Consider the following 20,984-nt stretch of genomic DNA (forward strand, 5'->3'; position numbering starts at 1 on the left):
GTGGGGAGTTGGGGGGAGGGCTGGGGTCAGGGCTCGGTATGGGTCGCGGCGCCGACGGGGGTTCGGGGGGTGGTGGTGAGCGGGGGCGGGGTGGGGCGGTTGCGGCGTTCGAGGGTGGCGGCCCAGGCCGTGGCGGCGAGGCCGAGGAGACCGGTGGCGGCGCCGACCCAGGCGACGGAGGGGAGGCCGAGGCCGGCGTCGATGGTCAGGCCGCCGAGCATCGGGGTGAGGGTGATGCCGACGTTGAAGGCCGAGGTGTTCACCGCGGGGACGAGGGTGGGGGCGTCGGGGGCGAGGCGGAAGACCCGGGACTGGACGACAGGGTTGACGAGGTAGGCGGTGAAGCCGAGGACCGGGACCAGGACGAGGGTGACGGGGAGATCGGCGGCAGTGCAGGCCAGGGCGGCGGAGGCCAGGGTGAGCAGGGCGGCGCCGACGGAGAGGGTGCGCAGCGGGGCGGAGTCGGCGTGGCGGCCGCCGACGGTGATGCCGATCAGGCCGCCGATGCCGTAGAGGGCGAGGACGGCGGGGACCCAGCCCGCGGGGAGCCCGGTCACCTCGGTCAGGAGCGGGGCGAGGTAGCTGAAGGTGACCACGCCGGCGCCGAAGGTCAGCGTGGTGATGAGGTAGGAGAGCCAGAGGCGGGGGCGGGCCAGTCCCGTCAACTCCCGGCGGAGGTTGGGGAGTTCGGCGCCGCCTGCGATGGCGGGGAGGGCGGTGCGGAGGGAGAGGGCGCTGAGGAGGGTGAGGGCGGCGACGGCCCAGAAGGCGGTGCGCCAGCCGGCGTGCTGGCTGAGGACCGTTCCTGCGGGCACGCCCACGACGGTGGCGAGGGTGAGCCCCATGGCGACCACGGACATCGCCCTGCCTCTCGATTTCTGTGGCACCAGGGACACCGCGGTCGCGGCGGCCACCGACCAGAAGCCGGCGTAGGCGACGGCGCTGACGACGCGGGTCGCGAAGAGCACGCCGTAGCCGGGGGCCAGCGCGCCGACCACATGGCCCGCGGCGAAGACCAGTTGGAAGGCGATGAGCGCGGTGCGGCGCGGGACGCGGAGGGTGGCGACGGCGAGCACGGGGGCGCCGACGACCATGCCGATGGCGAACGCGGAGATCAGCAGGCCGGCGTCGGGGAGGGAGACGCCGAGGTCGGTGGCGATGTTGGGGAGGAGGCCGGAGAGCATGAACTCGGAGGTGCCCTGGGCGAAGATCGCCAGGCCGAGGAGATGGACGGCGAGGGGCATGGGTGGATTCCTGACGTCGGACAGTTTTGGATAGGTTGGTTCAAAACTTGGGCATGGTGCGGGGCAGGGCGACTTGCAAGCAGGGAGGGGTCGCCTCGTCGATCCCGGGTGGCTGGCGTCAGAAGGCCGTCAGGGCGGCGTCGGCGACGCCTTCCAGGGCGGTGCGGTCGACGCCGGCACGGGCCGAGACGCGGATGCCGCCAACCGCGGCGATGAGGAGGTGGGCGAGGGTGCGGGAGTCCTTGTCAGGGGCGATGTCGCCGTCGCGCTGGCCGGACTCGATCACGGCACGGATCATCTCCAGGCGCAGGCCGTAGTCCCGTTCCAGGGTGGCGGCCACCGGGGCGTCGTGGGACGAGACCTCGATGGCGGTGTTGACGACGAGGCAGCCGCGGCCGTCGGGGTGGCGGGTGAACTCCTCGTCGATGATGCGCTGGAGGACGGCGCGGAGCTTCTGGCGGGCGGTGAAGGTGTCGCTGTCGAGGAGTTCGGCGAGTTCGCCGTTCTTGCGCTCCATGTAGCGGGCCAGGGCGCGCTCGAAGAGGTCGTGCTTGCTCTTGAAGGTGTTGTAGATGCTGCTGCGTCCGAGGCCCGTGGCGTCGCACAGGTCCTGGGTGGACGTCGCTTCGTAGCCGGCGGCCCAGAACGCCTCCATCGCGGCGTCGACCGCCCGCCCCTCGTCGAACTTCCTGGGTCGGGCCATGGAAGGACCGTAACATTTATTGGATCGCACGGTCCAATACTCGGTCTCCTACTCCGTCTCGTACTCCGTCTCCTACTCGGTCCTCTCCCTTGATCGCCGGCCGGCGCTGGTGGGTGGTGGTGGGCGGTGGTGGTCCGTCAGCCGGTGTTGCGGGGGAAGCTGACCTCCACGCGGCGGTTCTTGCGGCGGCCGGCCTCGGTGCTGTTGTCGGCGACCGGGTACTGCTCGCCGTAGCCACGGATCTCGAAGGTGACGGAGGAGCCGAGGTCGACGGCGAGTTCGCGCTGGACGGCGTTGGCGCGCTGCTTGGAGAGGACCAGGCCGTGGGCGACGGTGCCGAGGTTGTCGGTGAAGCCGAAGACCCGCAGCCGGGTGGCGTGTTGTTTTCTGACCTCGTCGGCGATGGCGCTGATCCGGGCCAGCGCGTCCGTCGACAGCTCGGCGCTGTCCTTGCCGAAGAGGACCTCGGCCTGAAGCGAGAAGGTGATGTTGTCGTTGGTGTCCTGGCGACTCTCGGAACCGTCGTCGGTCTCCACCACGGACTTGATGTTGAGGACCTTGGGCGGGGCGAGGGTGGCGCCCTGGACCATCCGCAGATGGGGGTTGGTGGGGTCGATGCGGACCGGCGCGGTGGTGTCCTCGGTGATGCCCGGCGGGTCGGCGTGGGCGGCGGGGGCCGTCAGGGCGACGGCCAGCAGGAGCGCGGCAGCGGCCGTGACGGCCGTACGGGAGGCGGTCATCGCGGGCGGCTCAATCGGTGATCTTGATGGTGGCCGGCTGCAGGGTCGGCATCTGGAAGTCGACCTCGGTCACCTTGGCGGGCGGGGCCGGGAACTGCGCGAAGATCGGGCGGCTCTGGCCCGGGAGCAGTCCGCTCAGGCCCGTCGTGCACAGGCACTCGCCGTTGGTGTCGCGGAGGACGAGGTAGCGCTTCTTGCCCGCCTTGTCGATCAGGGTGGCGCCGGAGACGGACGAACGCGACTTCAGCTCGGTCTCGCTGGAGCGCCAGTCGATGGCGTTGAAGGCGCGGGTGCCGTGGTTGGTGACGGTGCCCTCGACGGTGACGAAGCCGCCGGCGTCGCGGACCGCGGAGTTCAGGGTGACCACGACGCCGTCCGCGCCCTTCATCTCGCCGATGACCTTGTCGGCGTCGGCCGCGGGGGTGCCGTCGCCGTCGTCGGGGGTGGCGCTGTGGGAGGCCGGCTTACGGTCGGCCGGTTTCTGCGCGGTGCCGCCGTCGTCCCCACCGCAGCCGGCCACGAGGAGGGCCAGGCCGACCGCGCTCGCCGTGGCGACCGCTCCCCTGGCGGCCTTCGTGGTGCGCCGAATGCTCATGGATGCGTTCCTTCGCTGAGTGCGGTCGGGAGGTCGGTGGGGGTCATCGATGGGGTCATGGGCGGCGGGGCCGGTGGGGTGGAGGGGTCGGGGTGGGGCGGCGGTCACCGGGCCAGGCGTACGGAGAACAGGTCGGCGGCCGTGGGGAGGTCCTGGGGGCGGTCGGGGTCGAGCGTCCAGCCCTTGCCGTCGCAGACGAGGGTGCGGGGGGCGGGACCGGTGTCCTTGCCGCCGCCCGTCCCGGTGGGGGCCGGGGTCGGGGTGGCCGAGGGGCCGCCGCCGGGCAGGGTGGCGGTGCAGCGGGGGGTGACGATGGCCTTCGCCGCGGCCGAGGCGTGGGTGCCGGCGGTGCCGGGGATCACCGAATCGCCCACCGCGTGCCGGGACTTCACGGTGACGGCGAACGACGTCGGCCAGGAGTCGGGGGTGCAGGAGGAGACCGCGGCGTCATTGCGTGCGGCGTACCAGTCGGCGTTCGCGCAGGCGGCGGCGGAGGGGGCGCCGCGGCCGGCGAGGAGGTCCGTCCAGGACGTCGGGTCGCCGGTGCCGGTGCCGGCGCCGGCGCCAGTGCCGGTTCCGGTGCTGTTGCGGAGTCCGGCGAGGAGGCCCTTGCGCAGGTCGTCGCGGTACTTCTGGCCGGCGGCCAGCGCGGCCGCGTCCGCGGCGGTCTGGGCGCCGTTGCGGGTGGCGGCCGCCTGGCCGACGGCGAAGAAGGCGAGCGCGAGGAAGAGCAGGCCCCCGATCGCGACGAGATAGATCGGCAGGGTCTGTCCGGCGTCGCGGCGGGGGCGGCGCGTGGCGGTGAGGGCCGGCACGGGCGGGGTGGTGGGCGTCAGATCCCGACGACGTCGGAGATCTTGTTGGCGATGGCGTTGGCGATCTGGCTGCCGAAGTCCGTGGTCGACAGGACCAGGACGATCGCCACGACCACCGCGATGATGCCGAGGTACTCGATCGAGGTCTGTCCCCGGTCGTCCCTCATGAACCGCTTCGCCATCGTCTTCCCCTCCATGGGCAGCCGTCCCGCTCTGGTTCGGCCGGTGTGTCCCCGTGGTGCGCTCGTCCGCGCTCATGACACGAGAAAAGTACGCCGGAACGGCGTTCCCGGAACAGAGGTTCCGAACCTCCCCCTCGTCCGAAACCACCAACGAGGGAACGGGGGTTACGTTTCGGCCACCGCGCGCCACCTCAGCCACCCCCGCTCCCTCCGGCATCCCCCGGTTTGCCGTCTGCGTCCCTGCCCGTGCGCGGCACCACTGTGGCACAACTCGTTGCGCTTGCGAAGGCGTTGAGGGGAATGTGCACTGCGGACCGTGCTTATCCGGACGGGGTGACGGTGTGCATCCGCAAGGGCTTCCCACGTTGTCGGCTGTCCCGCCGTGGGGTTCGCTTTTTTGCGCCTGCGGCGCGTTGCCGCTGCGCGGGGCTGTCGGGTGCGGTGACGGGCCTCTGGGGCAGGGGTGTGCCGGACTGCTTCGCTTTACGTCCGGCACACCCCTGCCCCAGAGGCCCGTCACCTCCCGTGGGTGGGTGGGAAGAGGGTGGGTGGGGGCTGGTGTGAGTGGGTCGGTGCGGGGTGGGCTCATCTGCCCATCAGGGAGCCGAAGTCGGTGCCGGAGCCCAGGAAGAAGCCGGCGATGAGCAGGATCATCGTGGCCGGGACCATGAACGTGGTGACGACCATGGTGGCCTTGGGGACCGCGCGGGCGGCCCGCCGGCGGGCGTTCTGGGCGTCGGTGCGGCGCATGTCGTCGGCGATCTGGATCAGTGTCTCGACGATCGGCGCGCCCAGTTCCTCGCCCTGCTGGAGGGCGGTGACGAACTGCGCGACCTGCTCGGAGTCGTTGCGTCGCCGCAGCTCCTCGAAGGCGGCGCGGCGGCTGACGCCCATGTCCATCTGGCGCAGGGTGATGCGGAGTTCGTCGGCCCAGGGGCCCTCGTACTTCTCGGCGACCCGGTCCAGCGCCTGGCGGAAGCCGAGCCCGGCGCTCACCACGACGGCGAGCACATCGAGAAAGTCCGGAAGCGTGCGCTCGATGGTGTCCTTCCGCTGCCGGATGGCCGCCCAGATGCCCACCTCCGTCCAGAAGAGTCCGAACAGCACCATCAGGACGCCCAGTACGGGCTGGCCCTTGAGGAACATCACCAGCGCGCCGAAGAAGCCGAGGCCGCCGTAGACGGCGCGGCGGGCGGCGTAGCGGTCGACGGTGAGGCCGCCGGGGTTGCCCGCCAGGTCGATCCGGCGGCGGACCCGCGCCACCCGCTTCTCGCCCATCAGCCGCAGTACGAGGGGGGCGTAGCGCATGCCGGTGCGGTCCACGGCCGAGCCGACGGCGGTGGCGCGGGTCGCGCCGACCTCCAGGGAGAGCGCGAGGTCGGGTGGCAGCCGGGCTTCGCGGCGGTAGAGCGCGATGCCGCAGCAGATGCCGACGACCGACAGGGCGAGGGCGAGGGCCAGCACGATTGCGAGTGCCATCAGTCCGTCTTCTCCTTCTCTGGGCTTCTTTCGGCGGCCGATGTCCTAGACGTCGATCTTGGAGAGGCGGCGGATGAGGAAGAAGCCGAGGCCGTAGAGGACGAAGGCCGCCACGACGGCGAGTTGGCCGAGGAGGGAGGAGGTCATCCGGTCGATGGCGCCGGGGGCGATGCGGTTCATCAGCAGCAGGGTGCCGATGCCGAGCACGGGGACGACATAGGCGGTGACCACGACCTGGGAGAGCTGGGTGCGGACCTCGCGGCGGGTTTCCTTGCGCTCCTCCAGGGTCTTGGTGAGGTTGCGCAGCGAGCCGACGACGGTGCCGCCGGCGCGGTTGGCGAGGACCAAGGTGGTGACCAGGACGACCAGTTCGCGGGAGGGAAGGCGTTCGGCCAGCTCGCCGAGGGCGTCGTCGACGGAGTGGCCGACGGCGAGTTTGCCGGCGACCTTCGCCAGCTCCTCGCCGGCCGGGGCCTCCAGCTCCTCGGCGGCCATCGCCAGGGCGGTACGCAGCGCGAGGCCGGCCTGGGTGGCGTTGGCGAGGATCCGGGAGAGTTCGGGGAGCTGGTTGATGAACTTCTCGATCCGCTTCTGCCGCTGCCAGTTGAGGAAGGCGAACGCCGCCCAGATCGCGATCAGCGCGGCGATCGGTCCGAAGAACGGGGCGAGGACGGCCTGGGCGGCCACCCACAGCCCGATCACCGTGGCGAGCATGGCGACGAAGAACTCGCCGGGGGTGACGTCCAGTCCGGTGGCGGCCAGGCGGAGGGCCAGGCGGCGGCCGAAGCGGGTGCCGCGCAGGGTGCGGTCGACGGACGGGAAGCGGCGGCGCCGGCCGGCCGCCGGCAGTCCGCGCGCGTCGTCGAGCCGGTCGACGATGGCCTGCCGCTGGGCGCGCCCGGAGGCGTAGAGGCGGACGCCGGTGACGGCGAGGGCGCCGCACAGCGCGGTGGCGCCGAGGGCGAGCAGGGCGAGGGGGTTCGCGCCTGTCATGGGGTGGCCTTCCGGGTGGCGAGTTGGTCGTCGGTGGCCGCCACGCCGAAGGCGGGCGGGGCGGACTCGCCGGCCATGAAGAGGCGTTCGGCGACCCGGCGGGGCAGCGGGAAGTAGTGGAAGGCGCCGTGCACCACGCGGTCGGCGCCCATCGGCGCGGCCTCGAAGCGGCAGACCGTCACGATCCGGTAGTCCTCGTGGCCGCGGGAGTCCAGGAGGGCGATCTCGCTGATCCGGCGGGTGCCGTCGGCGTGCCGGGTGAGCTGGACGAGGCAGTCGACGGCGCTGTTGATCTGGTCGCGCAGCGCCTCGAAGGGGATGGCGACGTCCGACATGGAGGCGAGCGTCTGGAGCCGCATCAGGGCGTCCTCGGCGCTGTTGGCGTGGACGGTGGCGAGCGAGCCGTCGTGGCCGGTGGACATCGCCTGGAGCATGTCGAGGGTCTCGCCGCCGCGGACCTCGCCGACGATGATCCGGTCCGGGCGCATCCGCAGGGAGTTGCGGACCAGGTCGCGGATGGTGATCCGGCCCTTGCCCTCGACGTTGGGCGGGCGGGATTCGAGGCGGATGACGTGGCTCTGCTGGAGCTGGAGTTCGGCGGCGTCCTCGACGGTGATGATGCGTTCGCCGTCGGGGATCAGGCCGGAGAGGGCGTTGAGGAGGGTGGTCTTGCCGGCGCCGGTGGCTCCGGAGACGACGACGTTGAACCTGGCGCGCACCAGCCCCGCCAGCAGCATCAGCATCTGCTCGTCGAGGGTGCCGATGCCGATGAGTTCGGCGAGGGTGTAGGCGCGCGGGAAGCGGCGGATGGTGAGGGTGGCGCCGTTGAGGGCCAGCGGCGGGATGATGACGTTGACCCGCTCGCCGGTGGGCAGACGGGCGTCGACCATCGGATGGGACTCGTCCACGCGGCGGTTGACGGTGGAGACGATCCGCTCGATGGTCTGCATGAGCTGCTCGTGGGAGGCGAAGCGGACGGGTACCGGCTCGACCCGGCCGTGCCGTTCGACGTAGACCTGGTCGGGGCCGTTGACCATGATCTCGGTGACCGAGGCGTCCTCCAGGAGGGGTTCGAGGACGCCGAGGCCGAGTGCCTCGTCGACCACCCGGCGGATCAGCTGGGCGCGTTCGGCGGTGGAGAGGACCGGGCCCTCGCGGCTGATGAGGTGGCCGAGGACGCGTTCCAGCCGGGAGCGGCGCTCGGCGGCGGTCAGCGAGGACATCTCGGCGAGGTCGATCTCCTCCAGCAGCTTGGCGCGGTAGACGGCGACGAGGTGGCCGTCCTGGTGGTCCTCGCCGGCCTGTTCGGGTGCGACGATCCTGGCTTTGAGGCTCATCGCGGGGGTGCTCCTGTCGTTGTCCGTGGTGGTTGTGCCGGCGCTCCAGGGGCTCCTTCGGGGCGGGGCATGGTGGCGCTGCGGCGCGCGGAGCCGAAGTCGGCGCCGGGGAGGATCGAGGGGATCTGGACGGTGGCGGTGGCGCTGACCGTGTCGCCGGAGCCGGCGACGGTGATCGAGGCGCGGTGGGCGACCCAGTCACTGATCGCGGCCCGGCCGGCGGTCTGCGGGTCGGTCTCCTGGTCGGTGGGGTCCATCGCGGCGGTGCGGGCGGCGGCGCGGGCAGCGGTGCCGGCCTGTTGGGCGGCGTAGGCGGCCAGGCCCAGTTGGACGGCGGCGAGGGCGACGAGCAGCAGGACCGGGAGGACGCCGAGGAACTCCAGGGAGGCGGAGCCTCGGTCGCAGGTCCGGGGGCGGGCGGGGGGTCGGCGGATCATCGGGCCGCTGCCTCCTTGGCGGCGCCCGCGGTACCGGTGACCGTCCACGGGAAAGTGCCGGCGCCGGGGAAGAGCACCGGGACCTTGATCCGGACCGTCGCCTTCCACAGGCCAGGGGCGGTGCCGCAGTCGGTGCTGGAGCCGCTCTGCCAGGCGTGCGGGAGCTGGTGGGCGGCGGCGGTGCGGCAGGCGCCGGCGCCGCCGCCCTCGGTGGCGGCGGCGGTCCGCGCGCCCCGGTCGGCGGCGTGCGCGGCGAGCGCGTAGGTGTAGCCGACCAGCACGAACTGCCAGAGCAGGGCGAGCACGACGAGGATCAGCGGGAGCAGGCCGAGGAACTCGACCGAGACCTGGCCGCGGTCGCGGTCGTGATCGCTGGGGCGGCCGCCCGGCGCCGGGCCGGGCCCTGCGGGACGCCGCATCGCTCAGCCCTCCTCGTAGGGGCCGGCCGGGTCGAACGTGCCGGGGGCGCCGGGTCCCGCCGGGGCGCCGTGCCGGGTGCCGAACGTCCCCGGCCCCGGTGCCGGCCCCTGGCCCGTCCCGGATGTGGGTGCCGCCCCGGTGGTGAGGGCCTTGCGCTTGCGCCCGGTGAGCATGGGGCGGTTGCGGTGGCCGCCGCGGCCCGCCCCGGCGGCGGCCGGCGGGCCGGCCAGGCCCAGTTCGCCGGCGAGTTCCCACAGGGCCGTGCGGACCGTCGAGCGGGCGTCGAGGTCCTGCATCCGGCCCGCGTCGACGCAGGGCTGGAGTTCCTTGAAGGCGGCCGGGACCGGGGTGCGGGCGACCCGGGTGCCGGTGGCCTTGGCGACCAGCGCCGGCTGGATCTCGGTGTGGCGGGTGAGGCGGTTGACGACGGTGATGGTGTCCTCGGCCTTGCGGATCCGCAGCCGGTCCCACAGCCGCACCTGGCGTTTGGCGGCGCGGACGCAGACCACGTCCGGGGTGGTCACCAGCAGTGCCACGTCGGCGAGTTCGACGGCGGCGGCGTTGGCGGACTGCATCTGGGAGCCGCAGTCGGCGACGACCACGTCGTAGCGGGAGCGCAGGGCGGTGACGATCTGGCGGGCCGCCCGGTCGTCGACCTCCTCGCCGCGCTCGCCTTCCTCGGGGGCGAGCAGCAGGCCGAGTCCGGTGTGGTGGGCGTGGACGGCGTCCTGGAGGACCCGGGCGGAGAGGTCCTGGATCCCGGCGAGATCCACGACCGAGCGGCGGAACTGGACGTCCAGATAGGAGCCGATGTCGCCGGACTGGAGGTCGAGGTCGACCAGCGCGACCCGGGCGCCGGCGGCCCGCGCGGCGAGCGCGAGGTGGACGGCGGTGACGGTGGTTCCGACGCCGCCCTTGGCGCCGGTGACGGTGACGAGGGTGCCGGTCGGCGCGGGCAGCGCGTCCGGGTTGCCCCCCAGGTGGGCGCGCACCCCCGTCGCCCACTGGGCCGCGGCCTGCACCCGGGCGGCCAGTTCGTCGTAGCCCAGGGGCAGTCCGACAATGCCGCGGGCGCCGGCGTCCATCGCGGCCGAGAACAGGGCCGGGCCGGCGTCGGCGGTGATCAGGACGACGCCGACGGCGGGGAAGCGGAGCGCCACCTCGCGGATCAGCTCCAGCGCGGGCTGCGGGCCGATCCGCTCGTGGACGAGGACGACCTCGGGGAGCGCCTGGACGGCGGCGGCCGGTCCGGCGGGCGGGGCCCCGGCGGGGGCCGGCGACGGTTGGGCGGCCGGTCCGGCGGCCCCGGCCAGGGCGTTGAGCAGCGCGGTGCCGTCGGCGACGGCGGGTGCCGGCTCGGCGTCCGGGAGTTGGCCGAGGAGGGCGGCGACGGCCCGGGCGGCGTCCGGGTCGCCGACGGCCGGGAGGATGCGGATGGTCACCTGGGCCTCCGGGTCACTTGTCGCCGTCGAGGGTGTAGGTGCGCTCGCCGGGCGGGAGGGTGGTCCGGGTGCCGGGGGCGAGCAGGGCGAGCCGCACATGGGAGGCGAACGACTCGGCGTAGGCGACGCGTTGGGCGTCCTGGGTGTCCAGTGCGAAGGTGATCGGGACGGCCTGGCCGGGCTGGCGGCTGGTGGCGGTGGGGCTGCCGGGGTCCTTGGCCTCCAGCGGGGTCAGCTTGCCGACGTCGATGACCTGGGCGCCGGCGACGATGACCTTGGAGACCGGCTTGTCCTCGGGGCGGCGGCCGTCGAAGGTGGCGAAGATGTTGACCCGGGACCCGGGGGTGATCTTGCCGGCCACGCCGGTGGCGGCGTCGATCATGATGGCGATCTCCTGCTGGCCGGGCTTGAGCGCCGGCCGGTCGACGATCATGTCGTCCTGGAGGAGCGAGCCCCTCTTGAGCGGGGTCACCGCGATCTTGCCGCTGACCTTGTCCAGGTCGGTCACCGCGGTGGGCGGCAGCCACCGCTGCGGAATCCTCACCTCTTCGAACTGCCCCGGATCCAGCGGTTTATAGGCCGCGACGTCCGTCCGGAGCCGGTAGGCGGTCCGCTCCTGCCCGGTCTTCGACTCGACGTTCCTGATCACCGACAGCACGCCGACGAAGGCGCCGACCGCACACAGGACGGACAGGAGCAGCAGGATCACTCCACGGCGCTGGCGTGAGTTCATGGGCGGGGGACCTCGATCGGGACGGGGGCGGGGCGGTCGGGGTGGGTGGCGGCCGGGCGCGGGCGGGACCGGCGGGCCGGGCGCGGAGTCATGGCACGGGCTCGGGGTCAGCGCACGTGGGCCACCGTCCGCCCGCCGCCGGGGAGGGTGCGCAGGTCGGGGTGGCCCGGTGGGTCCGGGTGGCCGGGCGGGCCGGGCGGCGGACCGGCCGGACGCGGGGCCGCGCCGGCCATGGCGCCCGGTCCGCGGACGTCGAGCGGGCCGGGGCCGCCGCGGACACCGGTGGCGCCACCGCAAAGTCCCGTGATGCCCGGGACGCCGGTGGTGCAGGGCGGCCCGGCGCCCTGGAGCGGGCCGGCGACCGGCGGTGCACCCGGCGGCCCCGGCGTTCCCGTGATGCCGACGACCCCGGGCACGCCGGACGGCGCCACGGGTGACAGGCCGCGCTGCCACAGCGGCGAGCCGCCGGGCGGTTCGGGCGCGGCGGCGGGCGGCGCGGGGGCCGCGGGCGGGCCCGCGGCGGGGGCGGGCGCCGGCGCCGCGACCGCGGCCGGCGCCCCGGCTATGGCGGCGGGTGCCCGCCCGGAGGAGCCGCCGCCCGCCCGGTCCCGGGCCAGCGGTGCCGCGCAGAACGCGCAGCGCTCGCCGATGACCTCCTGGCCGCACCAGCCGCACTCCTCCCGCCGGACGGACGCCACCAGGCGGCTGAGCAGCGCCGGATCGGGGATGGCGGCGACGAACTCGATCAGCTTCTGGGTGCCCCACCAGCGGGCGGACTCGGTGGGCAGCCGCGCCTCGTGGACGCCCTGCACCTGCCAGGCCGGGGCGAGCGCGGAGGTCACCCAGTCGGCGTTCAATTGGCCGCGCGCCATGGCGAGTTGGGTGGCGAAGCCGGGCGGGCGAAGACCGGCGTGGGTGCTGTTCCGGTCGAGGTGGAGCAGTTGTGGCTGCGGGGTCGCCAGGACCGCGAAGTGCGCGCCGGGGAGCCAGGACTTCATATGGGAGCGCAGGTCCACCTCGACCCGGTCCAGCCCGCTGACGCTGCCGAGCAGCGCCCCGGCGTGGACGTAGTGCGCCAGCAGCCGGGCCGCGCAGGCCAGCACGCCGGGGCTGAAGCCGCACACCGACAACTGCCGGAGCTGGCGGGCGAGTACGGCGACACCGAGTGGTGGCAGGGCGCTGGGGAGGATGGCGATCCGGTCGCTCTCCAGGACGGCGCGCAGGGTGTGCAGCCGGCGGACGTGCTCCGGCGGGCAGGCCGCGGAGTACAGGACGACGAGATGGCCGTGGTGTTCGAGGACCGCGCTGGTCTCCGTCAGCGCGTCGTCCAGCGGCTGCTGGTGCGGGGCCCGGAGGACGACCGCGGCGGGGGTCTGCCGGTCCACGGGGGCGCCTACCCTCCCGTCCCAGGAGGGGAGTTCGGGGGCGGGCAGCGCGAGGTCCGGGCTGGTGACTGCAATCGCGGTCGGCACGTCGCTCCCCCACTCCTTCCGGCCTCCGGGGCACCCGGGACCGCGGATCGGCACAGCTCTGCGCCATCGGCGCCATACGCTCTGCACTTTATCCACAGAGATACGTCCCGGAGAACACGTTCTGGGCTACTCGTCTTGCCCGCCGGTCCACCGGGAAACCCGCATTCCGCACAAGCCGCGACCATCGGAACACCCGCTTCCCGCCGGGCCCTTGACACGGTTTATTGGTCTGGACCACCTTGTACGGCAAGCCCAGGGGCCCCTGAGCGCGCACCCGCACCACTCCCCAACACCCCCCACACGGAGGCAGTCGTGGTTCGCGCACGCCTTGGAACAGCGACGACAGGACGAACGACCGGTCCGGACCAGGCCGTTGCGGCAGGGACGAGACGCGTCCGCGGACGGCTGCTGGCCGGGCTTGCCGCCGCCGCGCTGGCATCGGGCGGCCTGGTCGCCGCCGGTCCCGCCGGCACCGCCGGGGCCACCGGCCCGACGGCGCATCGCCCCGCCCCCGCGGCCCGTGCCGCGGCCGTCCCGAAGCACGCCCTGACGGGTTACTGGCAGAACTTCGACAACGGCGCCAAGGTCCAGAAGCTGAAGGACGTCGACGACGCCTACGACATCATCGCGGTGGCCTTCGCCGACACGACCGGGCAGCCGGGCGGCGTCACCTTCACCCTCGACCCGGCCATCGGCTACGGCTCGGCGGCCGACTTCAAGGCGGACATCAAGGCCAAGCAGGCGGCCGGGAAGTCGGTGGTGCTCTCGGTCGGCGGCGAGAAGGGCGCGGTGTCCGTCAGCGACGACGCCTCGGCGCGGAACTTCGCCGACTCGGTCAACGGCCTGATGGACGAGTACGGCTTCGACGGCGTCGACATCGACCTGGAGAACGGCCTCAACTCTACCTATATGACGCAGGCGTTGAAGGCCGTGCACGCCAAGCACCCGGACGTCGTGGTGACCATGGCCCCGCAGACCATCGACATGCTGTCGCCGCAGAACGAGTACTTCAAGACGGCGCTGGCCATCAAGGACTTCCTGACCGTCGTCAACACGCAGTTCTACAACAGCGGCGCGATGAACGGCTGCGACGGCAAGGTCTACGCCCAGGGCACGGTGGACTTCCTCACCGCGCTGGCTTGCACCCAGCTCGAAGGCGGGCTGGCCCCGTCGCAGGTCGGCCTCGGCGTACCTGCCTCGCCCCGCGCGGCGGGCGGCGGCTATGTCTCCCCCGACGTGGTCAACGCCGCGCTGGACTGTCTGACCGCGGGCCGGAACTGCGGCTCGTTCAAGCCGTCCCGGACGTATCCGGGGCTGCGGGGCGCGATGACCTGGTCGACGAACTGGGACGCCGCGAACGGCGGCGGCTTCGCGAGCCAGGTCGGCGGGCACGTCCACCAACTGCCGTAGCCGGCATCCCCCGAGACGCCCGGGACGCCACCCCCGAAGGCCAGGTCCCGTGCACGCGGTGCACGGGACCTGGTCGCACCCGGCCGCGTCGGCGGCCGGCGGCTCGCGGTCAGCCGCTTCGGGTCAGCGGCGGATGCCGGAGGGCTTGGGGAGGGTGCAGCCCGCGGCGTTCAGGTCGAGCTTGTTGCCGGTGCCGAAGCACTTGGGGATGGTGTAGATCTCCTCGGCGTAGTTGGTGCCCTTGTGGACGGTGACGTTGCCGTTCGCGTCCACCTCGCACGGGTTGTTGACGGTGCAGCGCTCACCGTTCTCGTTGCCCGTGTTGTTGATCGCGGTGACCTTGCCGGTGCTGTTGTCGATCACCGGCGAGCCGGAGGTGCCGCCGATCGTCTTGCACTGGGGGGTGTAGCGGACCGAGTCCTTCCAGGTCCAGTCGCCCTCCTTGAGGGTGGGCACGAACCCGTCGATGTTGCAGGTGTAGGTCTTCTTCCAGTAACCGGAGACGACGGTGATCCCGGCGCCCTTGGCGGGGTGGTCCGTGGACAGCTCCAGCGGCTTGATCCCGTACTTCTGCTGGATCTGGGCGTAGGTGGAGTCGGTCTCGTAGAACGTCACGTCGGTGTCGGTCATCGTCGCGTAGGCGACCTTGGTGGCCGTCAGCGTGCCCAGGTCGCCGGCCGACTTGTCCAGGACGGTGAAGCTGCGGCTGGAGGGCTGGTCGACTATGACCTCGCCCGCGCCGGGCATCCCGCTTTCCAGACAGTGACCGTTGGTCATCACCAGCGCCGGGTCGTCCGGCTGCGAGGTGGGCATCTTGACGATCGAACCGGAGCAGTCGTCCAGCGCCACCGTGCCCGCGAAGTCGACGGCCTTGGTCCGCGGCGGCTTCGGCTTGTGGTGCGCGGCGGCACCGGCCGGGGCGGCGCCCGCGGGCGCGGCGGCCGTCACCAGGGCGGCGGCGCCCAGTACGGCGGTGGCCAGGGTGCCGACGAGAGGTCGATACATGTGGGGGATCCTCTCAGCTCTGTGTGCGAAGTGGCGCGGTGTCAGTTCCGCGCCACTCCGTTTTTGTCACGCGCATTGTTCGCCGGTACCGGCCCCACGGCAATGAAATTCCGGAAATCGGTGACGAGTTGACACCTTCACCGCTCCACCGGGGAGACTCCCCGCGATGTCAGCGGGCAACGCCCCGCGCTTCCCTAGACGATCAGGCTCACCACCGCCGCCGTCGCGAAGCCGGCGAGGGAGAGGACCGACTCCAGGACCGTCCAGGTCTTCAGCGTGTCGCGCTCGGAGATCCCGAAGTACTTGCCGACCATCCAGAATCCGCCGTCGTTGACGTGCGAGGCGAAGATCGAGCCGGCCGAGATCGCCATGATGACCAGCGCCAGCTGCGCCTGGGAGAGGCCCTGCGCCTCGACCAGTGGGAGCACGATCCCGGCGGTGGTCACGATCGCCACCGTCGCCGAGCCCTGGGCCACCCGCAGCACCAGCGACAGCAGGTAGGCCAGCACGATCACCGGCAGACCGACGTGGTGGAAGGTGTCCGACAGCGCGGTGGCCACCCCGCTGCCCTTGAGGACCGCGCCGAAGATCCCGCCCGCACCGACGACCAGCAGGATGTTGCCGACGGGCTTGAGGGACGCGGTGGAGACCGCCTCCAGGGACCGGCGGGACCAGCCGCGCCGCACGCCCAGCAGGTAGTACGCCAACAGCAGCGCGAGCGTCAGGGCGACGAAGGGGTGGCCGAGGAACTCGACGACCGAGCGGCCGGTGGAAGGGGCCAGGGCTATGGAGGAGAAGGTCGCCAGCAGGATCAGCACCAGCGGGGTGCCGATGACGGCGAGGACGGTGCCCAACGCGACCGGCTTCTCCCGCGGGCCGTCCCCTCCCCTCTCGGCCTGCTCGGCCTGCTCGGCGGCGACCGCGGCCCGGGCCTCCTCGGCGGCGTCGGCCATGTCCTGCGGGACCGGCACGAACAGCCGCCGGCCGATCCAGGCGGCGTACGCCCAGGCCGCCAGCACCGCGGGCACCCCACACACCACGCCCATGAGGATGATCCAGCCCAGGTCGACCTTGAACAGGCCGGCCGCGGCCACCGGCCCGGGGTGCGGCGGCAGGAAGGCGTGCGTCATGGACAGTCCGGCCAGCAGCGGCATGGCGTAGAGCACGATCGACCTGCCGCTCTTGCGGGCGGCGGCGTAGACGAGCGGCGCCAGCACGAAGATGCCGACGTCGAAGAAGACCGGGATGCCGAAGAGCAGGCCGGTCAGACCCATCGCCAGCGGGGCGCGCCGCTCGCCGAAGAGGGCCAGCAGGCGGGCGCTCAACACCTCGGCGCCGCCGGAGACTTCGAGGATCGCGCCGAGCATGGTGCCCAGGCCGATGATGATCGCCACATGGCCGAGAATGCCGCCCATTCCGGTCTCGATCAGCGAGACCGCGCCGGCCCGCGCGGAGTGCGCCGACGGGGGCAGCTGGACCGTGCCGAGGAGTTCGGTGACGGAGAGGCCGGCGGCCAGGCCGACCGCGAGGGAGACGCCGAGCAGGGCGACGAAGGGCTGCAGCCTGACCTTCATGATCAGGAAGAGCAGCAGGGCGATACCGAGGACGGCCACGGTCAGCAGGCCGGGCGTGCCCGGTATCAGGGCCGGCAGCCCACCGGTGTGGGGGGATGGTGGCTGGGCAGCGGTCGCGGCGGCGAGGGCCATGGGTGACTCCGTTGTCGGGGTGTGTCCAGGCAGGGGGGACCGCGGCACGGCACCCCGGTCGTACGGGGTGCCGTGCCGTGCGGCGGACGGTGCACGCGGTGGTGCGCCAACAGCGGGCAGTACAAGGGGAGTTGGTGCCTCAGCTCAGGACGGCGAGTGCGTCGATCTCGATGAGCAGGCCCTTGGGCAGGCCGACGTAGACGGTGGTCCGGGCGGCCGGGGCCTCCTTGAGGCCCTGCTCCTCGAAGTAGGCGTTGTAGATCTCGTTCATCTCGGCGAAGTGGTCCACGTCGGTGAGGTAGACGCGGATCATCATGGCGTCGTCCCAGCTCGCGCCCCCTTCCTCCAGGACCGCCTGGACGTTGGCGAGGGTCTGCAGGGTCTGCTCGCGCAGCGTCGGGCCGGCCGGCGTCGGGGGCTGGCCCTCGACGGCGGGCAGGAAGCCGACCTGGCCGGCGACCTGGAGGATATTGCCCTTCTTGACGCCGTGCGAGAACTTCGCGGGCGGGGTGGTGTGGGTGGCCGGGGTGAGGGCGGTCTTCTCGCTCATGTCTGTCCTTCGAACGTGCTTCAGGGGGCCGGCTCGTGGCCGGGGCTGGTGGTGCCGGAGTACTCCCGGCTGATGGCGTCGGCGGTGCGGCGCACCAGCGGGAGCAGGGTGAGGAGTTCCTCGGCGCTGACCACGACGTTGGGTGCGGAGACCGACATGGCGGCCGCGACCCGTCCGTCCGCGCCCCGGATGGGCGCGCCGACGCAGTTGATGGACTCCTCGTGGCCACCGAGGTCGGTGGCCCAGCCCTGTTCGCGCACCTTGGCCAGCTCGGCCAGGAAGGCCGCGGCGTCGGGCGTCGAACGGGGCGTGTAGCGGGGGTAGTCGAGCCGGGCGGCGAGGGCGCGGCGCTCGGCTTCGAGCAGGTCGGCCAGGAGCAGTTTGGCGACCGCGGCGACGGTGATCGCGACGGGTTTGCCGATCCGGGAGTACATCCGGACCGGATAGCGGCTGTCCACCTTGTCGATGTAGAGGACCTCGTCCTCCTCGTGGACGGCGAGGTGGACGGTGTGGCCGCATTTCTCGTTGAGTTCGACGAGGTGGGGGTGGGCGATCTCGCGGACGTCGAGATGCTCGGCGGCCTCCTGGGCGAGGCCGAAGAGCCGGGCGCCGAGGCGGTAGCGCTGGTCGGGCTGGCGGTAGACGAGGCCGTGTGCGTGCAGGGTGCGCAGCAGGCGCAGCGCGGTGGACTTGTGCACGCCGAGCCGGTCGGCGACCCGTCCCAGGTCGGCGGGGCCCTCGGCGAGCAGCGGCAGGATGCTCAGCGCGCGGTCGACGGTCTGGCTCATGGGCGGGCCTCGCTTCCGCCGCCGGCCGGGACCTCGCCCGGGGTACGCCCCCGGACGGTTCGCTCGCCGCGCTCGTTCACTGAGTGGTCGTTCACTGAGTGGTCGTTCACTGGGTGCCCGTTCACTGAGTGCTCGTTCACTGTGTGCGCCTCCCGGTCCGTGGCCTCCATGGCGTCGGTCCAGCCGGGGCCGAGGTGCAGTGTCCTCCAGGCGTCATCGTCGAGCGCGGCCAGGCGGTCGGCCAGGAGCCGGGAGGGGGGCGGGGCGAGGTCGCCGGGGACGGTGAGGGCGGCGGCGGCCCACAGGTGGCCGTGCCGGACCCGGGTGCGCAACGGCAGTCCGCGCAGGGCGGCGGAGAGGAAGCCGGCGGCGAAGGCGTCGCCGGCGCCGACCGCGGCGACCACGTCGACGGTGGGGGCGGGGACGAGGGTGCCGGCGGGGGCGTCGTCGTGGCCGGGGGCACCGGGGGCGTGCCGGAAGACGAGGGCGCCGGCCCGGCCGAGCTTGACGACCAGGGTCTCCGGCTCGGGCAGCGCGGCGCGGACGGCCCGGGGGTCGGGCAGTCCCCAGGCGGCCCGGGCCTCGTCCGCGCCGACGAAGACCACGTCGGCGGCACGGGCGAGGTCGAGGAGGACCCGCGGCCCCTGGGGGCCGGACCACAGCCGCGGCCGGTAGTTGACGTCGAAGGAGAGCAACGGGCGCCGGGGACCGTCCGGGGCGGCGCCGCCGGGCGACGGGCGGGAACTGTCGGCGGGAAGCGGTGGGGGCGGGAGGGACATCAGGGCGCGCAGCAGGTCGAGGCAGTCGGCGGAGAGCGCGGCGGTGATCCCGGAGAGATGGAGCACCCGGCCGGAACGGAGGGCGGCCACGTCCATGGTGGCCGGGGCCATCGCGGAGGCGGCCGAGCCGGTGCGGTAGTAGACGACTTCGTGGGCGTCGGTGGCGCGGTCGCCGGCGGTGCGGAAATAGATGCCGGTGGGGCGGACGGGGTCGCGGCGGACCGCGCGGGTGTCGACGCCGTGGCCGGCGATCTCCCGGACGAGGTGGTCGCCGAAGCCGTCGGCACCGACCCGGGAGATCCAGCGGGCACGGTGGCCGGCCCGGGCGAGGGCGCAGGCGACGTTGGACTCGGCGCCGCCGATGGCCCGTTCGAAGGCGGGGACGTCGGCGAGCGGGCCGGGGGCGGTGGGCAGGAAGGTGACCATGGACTCGCCGAGGCAGACGACATCGACGTCCGGGGCGGCGCCGGCCACCGGGACGGGGGTGTCACCGACATTCGCGGACCTGGTCACGATCGGTTGCGCTCCTTCGCTGTGCCGACGCCTGGGTTCCTGCTCGGGCCCCGTCGGAGAGTTCCTCGTGCCCATCGGGGAGTTCGGGGAAGGTGGGCATCCGTACCGCGCGAGGGGACCGTCCACCCTCCGGTGCGGCACCGGCTGCCCCGTCCCCCCGCGGTTGCGCGTTCCCACGACCCGCCCCGCCCCGGGGTTTTCCCACCATTGACCGGGCGATGGCCCGGATGTTAGACAGCGGATATCGATATGCGCAATGGGCGTTGCAGAGAGTGCAACGTGGTCTTTGAGGAGGCGGCATGGCCGGCGAGCGGCTCGCGCGGGAACTCGGAAACCTCGCGGACGACAAGGTCGATCACCGCTTCAAGGCGCTCCCGCCGGACGCCGCCGGACGCACCGTCGGGGAGCTGGCCGCCGAGCGCCGCAACCTCTTCACGGACGGCTTCACCACGCCCGTCCTGGCCCTCTCCGCCGAGTCGGTCGAGCACAACCTCGCCCTCCTGGAGACCTACACCGCCCGGCACGGCCTGGCCTTCGCCCCGCACGGCAAGACCTGCATGGCCCCGCAGCTCTTCGCCCGCCAACTGGCGCACGGCGCCTGGGGGATCACCGCCGCCGTCCCCCACCAGGCGCGCGTCTACCGCGACTTCGGCATCCAGCGGATCTTCCTGGCCAACGAGGTCGTCGACGCCGCCGCGCTGCGCTGGCTCGCCGGCGAACTCGCCGCCGACCCGGACTTCCGCTTCGTCTGCTACGTCGACTCCCTCCGCGGTATCGCGCTGATGGACGAGGCGCTGCGCGCCGCCGAGGCCGTCCGCCCCGTGGACGTCGTCATCGAACTCGGGGCCGGCGAGGGCGCCCGGACCGGTGTCCGCAGCGAGGACGAGTGCCACGAACTCGCCGACGCCATCGCGGGCGTGGACACCCTCCGCCTCGTCGGCGTCGCCGGCTACGAGGGCGAGGTGCCGGACGCCGACCACGGGCGCGTCACCGCCTGGCTGCGCCGGCTGGTCGCGCTCGCCGCCGACCTCGACGCCTCCGGGCGCTTCACCGACCTCGACGAGATCATCGTCAGCGCCGGCGGCAGCGCGTGGTTCGACGCGGTCGCCGAGGTCTTCGCGGAGCTTCCCGAGCTCTCCGCACCGGTCCTCAAACTGCTGCGCTCGGGCGCCTACGTCTCGCATGACGACGGGCACTACCGTCACCTCACTCCCTTCAACCGCGTCCCCGAGGAGGGGGCGCTGCGGCCTTCCTTCCGGCTCTGGGCGCAGGTCATCTCCCGGCCCACCCCCGAGCAGGCGTTCCTCAACGCCGGCAAGCGGGACGCGGCGTACGACCTCCACCTGCCGCAGGCGCAGGTCGTGCGCTCCGGCCGGGACGGCACCGAGCGCCCGGCGGCCGGCCTCACCGTCACCGGCCTGTCCGACCAGCACGCCTGGGTCCGCACCGAGCACGCCGGGGACCTGGAGGTCGGCGACTGGGTCGGTCTGGGTCTGTCGCACCCGTGCACCTCCTTCGACAAGTGGCAGCTGATCCCGCTGGTCGAGGAGGACGGGACGGTCGTCGATTTCATCCGCACGTTCTTCTGATTCATCCGCATGTTCTTCTGATACCCGCGGGGGTGCGCCACCCGCCCCGGAC

At 73.0% G+C, this 20,984-nt stretch carries 21 protein-coding genes; 2 read left to right on the plus strand and 19 right to left on the minus strand.

The genetic code is table 11. The features are described 5' to 3' along the window. Window positions 1–26: 26 nt before the first annotated feature. From ACRAS8_RS12940 to ACRAS8_RS13005, 14 genes are all read right to left on the minus strand, one after another. Window positions 27–1,244, minus strand: coding sequence for a Cmx/CmrA family chloramphenicol efflux MFS transporter (locus tag ACRAS8_RS12940; RefSeq protein WP_438486073.1), 1,218 nt, complete (start codon window positions 1,242–1,244; stop codon window positions 27–29). A 118-nt stretch (window positions 1,245–1,362) separates the two neighbouring features. Continuing rightward, window positions 1,363–1,947 carry a TetR/AcrR family transcriptional regulator gene (locus tag ACRAS8_RS12945; protein WP_438486074.1) on the minus strand — a complete coding sequence of 195 codons (585 nt, stop codon included), beginning with the start codon at window positions 1,945–1,947 and terminating at the stop codon, window positions 1,363–1,365. 137 nt (window positions 1,948–2,084) lie between these two features. Further along, entirely contained in the window at window positions 2,085–2,687 is a 603-nt protein-coding gene (locus ACRAS8_RS12950; RefSeq protein WP_438486075.1) for an OmpA family protein, read from the minus strand. A gap of 10 nt (window positions 2,688–2,697) precedes the next feature. Next, window positions 2,698–3,282: a hypothetical protein gene (locus ACRAS8_RS12955; RefSeq protein ID WP_438486076.1), complete on the minus strand. Its 585-nt coding sequence runs from the start codon at window positions 3,280–3,282 to the stop codon at window positions 2,698–2,700. 104 nt (window positions 3,283–3,386) lie between these two features. After that, window positions 3,387–4,097, minus strand: a complete 711-nt coding sequence (locus tag ACRAS8_RS12960; protein WP_438486077.1) for a pilus assembly protein TadG-related protein — start codon at window positions 4,095–4,097, stop codon at window positions 3,387–3,389. 17 nt (window positions 4,098–4,114) lie between these two features. Continuing rightward, window positions 4,115–4,279, minus strand: a complete 165-nt coding sequence (locus ACRAS8_RS12965; protein WP_018541830.1) for a Flp family type IVb pilin — start codon at window positions 4,277–4,279, stop codon at window positions 4,115–4,117. Between the two features lie 585 nt (window positions 4,280–4,864). Beyond that, on the minus strand, window positions 4,865–5,758 hold the full coding sequence (locus ACRAS8_RS12970) for a DUF5936 domain-containing protein (protein WP_438486078.1): 894 nt from the start codon (window positions 5,756–5,758) through the stop codon (window positions 4,865–4,867). A 45-nt stretch (window positions 5,759–5,803) separates the two neighbouring features. Next, window positions 5,804–6,751: a type II secretion system F family protein gene (locus ACRAS8_RS12975; RefSeq protein WP_438486079.1), complete on the minus strand. Its 948-nt coding sequence runs from the start codon at window positions 6,749–6,751 to the stop codon at window positions 5,804–5,806. Further along, on the minus strand, window positions 6,748–8,088 hold the full coding sequence (locus ACRAS8_RS12980; RefSeq protein WP_438486080.1) for a CpaF family protein: 1,341 nt from the start codon (window positions 8,086–8,088) through the stop codon (window positions 6,748–6,750). Before ACRAS8_RS12980 ends, ACRAS8_RS12975 begins: the two co-directional genes overlap by 4 nt. After that, the gene (locus tag ACRAS8_RS12985) at window positions 8,085–8,525 is read right to left on the minus strand and encodes a TadE/TadG family type IV pilus assembly protein (RefSeq protein WP_438486081.1); all 441 of its coding nucleotides are present in this window, start codon (window positions 8,523–8,525) and stop codon (window positions 8,085–8,087) included. The genes ACRAS8_RS12980 and ACRAS8_RS12985 overlap by 4 nt, the downstream gene beginning before the upstream one ends. Further along, complete coding sequence (locus ACRAS8_RS12990) at window positions 8,522–8,944, minus strand: TadE family protein (protein ID WP_438486082.1); 423 nt, start codon at window positions 8,942–8,944, stop codon at window positions 8,522–8,524. Before ACRAS8_RS12990 ends, ACRAS8_RS12985 begins: the two co-directional genes overlap by 4 nt. A 3-nt stretch (window positions 8,945–8,947) precedes the next feature. Continuing rightward, complete coding sequence (locus ACRAS8_RS12995) at window positions 8,948–10,387, minus strand: AAA family ATPase (RefSeq protein ID WP_438486083.1); 1,440 nt, start codon at window positions 10,385–10,387, stop codon at window positions 8,948–8,950. A gap of 13 nt (window positions 10,388–10,400) precedes the next feature. Continuing rightward, entirely contained in the window at window positions 10,401–11,120 is a 720-nt protein-coding gene (cpaB, locus tag ACRAS8_RS13000; protein WP_438486084.1) for a Flp pilus assembly protein CpaB, read from the minus strand. 107 nt (window positions 11,121–11,227) lie between these two features. Then, complete coding sequence (locus ACRAS8_RS13005; RefSeq protein ID WP_438486085.1) at window positions 11,228–12,592, minus strand: hypothetical protein; 1,365 nt, start codon at window positions 12,590–12,592, stop codon at window positions 11,228–11,230. Window positions 12,593–12,997: 405 nt separating this feature from the next. Here ACRAS8_RS13005 and ACRAS8_RS13010 point away from each other — a divergent pair, with 405 nt between their 5' ends. After that, window positions 12,998–14,002 (plus strand): chitinase, encoded by a 1,005-nt coding sequence (locus ACRAS8_RS13010; RefSeq protein WP_438490456.1) that lies wholly within the window; start codon window positions 12,998–13,000, stop codon window positions 14,000–14,002. A gap of 123 nt (window positions 14,003–14,125) precedes the next feature. Here the strand turns inward: ACRAS8_RS13010 and ACRAS8_RS13015 are convergent, their stop codons facing one another. The 5 genes from ACRAS8_RS13015 to ACRAS8_RS13035 all read right to left on the minus strand — a co-directional run bounded on the left by ACRAS8_RS13015 (window position 14,126) and on the right by ACRAS8_RS13035 (window position 19,343). After that, entirely contained in the window at window positions 14,126–15,007 is an 882-nt protein-coding gene (locus ACRAS8_RS13015) for a S1 family peptidase (protein ID WP_438486086.1), read from the minus strand. A gap of 194 nt (window positions 15,008–15,201) precedes the next feature. Continuing rightward, on the minus strand, window positions 15,202–16,713 hold the full coding sequence (locus ACRAS8_RS13020) for a GntP family permease (protein WP_438486087.1): 1,512 nt from the start codon (window positions 16,711–16,713) through the stop codon (window positions 15,202–15,204). Between the two features lie 139 nt (window positions 16,714–16,852). Beyond that, entirely contained in the window at window positions 16,853–17,263 is a 411-nt protein-coding gene (locus ACRAS8_RS13025) for a RidA family protein (RefSeq protein WP_438486088.1), read from the minus strand. A 20-nt stretch (window positions 17,264–17,283) separates the two neighbouring features. Then, complete coding sequence (locus ACRAS8_RS13030; protein WP_438486089.1) at window positions 17,284–18,051, minus strand: IclR family transcriptional regulator; 768 nt, start codon at window positions 18,049–18,051, stop codon at window positions 17,284–17,286. Next, window positions 18,048–19,343 carry a sugar kinase gene (locus ACRAS8_RS13035; protein WP_438486090.1) on the minus strand — a complete coding sequence of 432 codons (1,296 nt, stop codon included), beginning with the start codon at window positions 19,341–19,343 and terminating at the stop codon, window positions 18,048–18,050. The genes ACRAS8_RS13030 and ACRAS8_RS13035 overlap by 4 nt, the downstream gene beginning before the upstream one ends. Before the next feature lie 299 nt (window positions 19,344–19,642). Between ACRAS8_RS13035 and ACRAS8_RS13040 the strand changes: the two genes are divergently transcribed. Next, window positions 19,643–20,932: an amino acid deaminase gene (locus tag ACRAS8_RS13040; RefSeq protein ID WP_438486091.1), complete on the plus strand. Its 1,290-nt coding sequence runs from the start codon at window positions 19,643–19,645 to the stop codon at window positions 20,930–20,932. The last annotated feature ends 52 nt before the right edge of the window (window positions 20,933–20,984 follow it).

This window comes from Streptomyces sp. S186 (assembly GCF_051603415.1).
GTDB lineage: Bacteria > Actinomycetota > Actinomycetes > Streptomycetales > Streptomycetaceae > Streptomyces.

Bases quoted from the DNA above. Each gene is read 5' to 3' on its own strand.
- ACRAS8_RS12945 (WP_438486074.1), bottom strand. From the start codon at position 1,947: ATGGCCCGACCCAGGAAGTTCGACGAGGGGCGGGCGGTCGACGCCGCG.
- ACRAS8_RS12975 (WP_438486079.1), bottom strand. From the start codon at position 6,751: ATGACAGGCGCGAACCCCCTCGCCCTGCTCGCCCTCGGCGCCACCGCG.
- ACRAS8_RS13030 (WP_438486089.1), bottom strand. From the start codon at position 18,051: ATGAGCCAGACCGTCGACCGCGCGCTGAGCATCCTGCCGCTGCTCGCC.
- ACRAS8_RS12970 (WP_438486078.1), bottom strand. From the start codon at position 5,758: ATGGCACTCGCAATCGTGCTGGCCCTCGCCCTCGCCCTGTCGGTCGTC.
- ACRAS8_RS13025 (WP_438486088.1), bottom strand. From the start codon at position 17,263: ATGAGCGAGAAGACCGCCCTCACCCCGGCCACCCACACCACCCCGCCC.
- ACRAS8_RS12940 (WP_438486073.1), bottom strand. From the start codon at position 1,244: ATGCCCCTCGCCGTCCATCTCCTCGGCCTGGCGATCTTCGCCCAGGGC.
- cpaB (WP_438486084.1), bottom strand. From the start codon at position 11,120: ATGAACTCACGCCAGCGCCGTGGAGTGATCCTGCTGCTCCTGTCCGTC.
- ACRAS8_RS12950 (WP_438486075.1), bottom strand. From the start codon at position 2,687: ATGACCGCCTCCCGTACGGCCGTCACGGCCGCTGCCGCGCTCCTGCTG.
- ACRAS8_RS12955 (WP_438486076.1), bottom strand. From the start codon at position 3,282: ATGAGCATTCGGCGCACCACGAAGGCCGCCAGGGGAGCGGTCGCCACG.
- ACRAS8_RS12965 (WP_018541830.1), bottom strand. From the start codon at position 4,279: ATGGCGAAGCGGTTCATGAGGGACGACCGGGGACAGACCTCGATCGAG.
- ACRAS8_RS12990 (WP_438486082.1), bottom strand. From the start codon at position 8,944: ATGCGGCGTCCCGCAGGGCCCGGCCCGGCGCCGGGCGGCCGCCCCAGC.
- ACRAS8_RS12980 (WP_438486080.1), bottom strand. From the start codon at position 8,088: ATGAGCCTCAAAGCCAGGATCGTCGCACCCGAACAGGCCGGCGAGGAC.
- ACRAS8_RS13040 (WP_438486091.1), top strand. From the start codon at position 19,643: ATGGCCGGCGAGCGGCTCGCGCGGGAACTCGGAAACCTCGCGGACGAC.
- ACRAS8_RS12985 (WP_438486081.1), bottom strand. From the start codon at position 8,525: ATGATCCGCCGACCCCCCGCCCGCCCCCGGACCTGCGACCGAGGCTCC.
- ACRAS8_RS13015 (WP_438486086.1), bottom strand. From the start codon at position 15,007: ATGTATCGACCTCTCGTCGGCACCCTGGCCACCGCCGTACTGGGCGCC.
- ACRAS8_RS13020 (WP_438486087.1), bottom strand. From the start codon at position 16,713: ATGGCCCTCGCCGCCGCGACCGCTGCCCAGCCACCATCCCCCCACACC.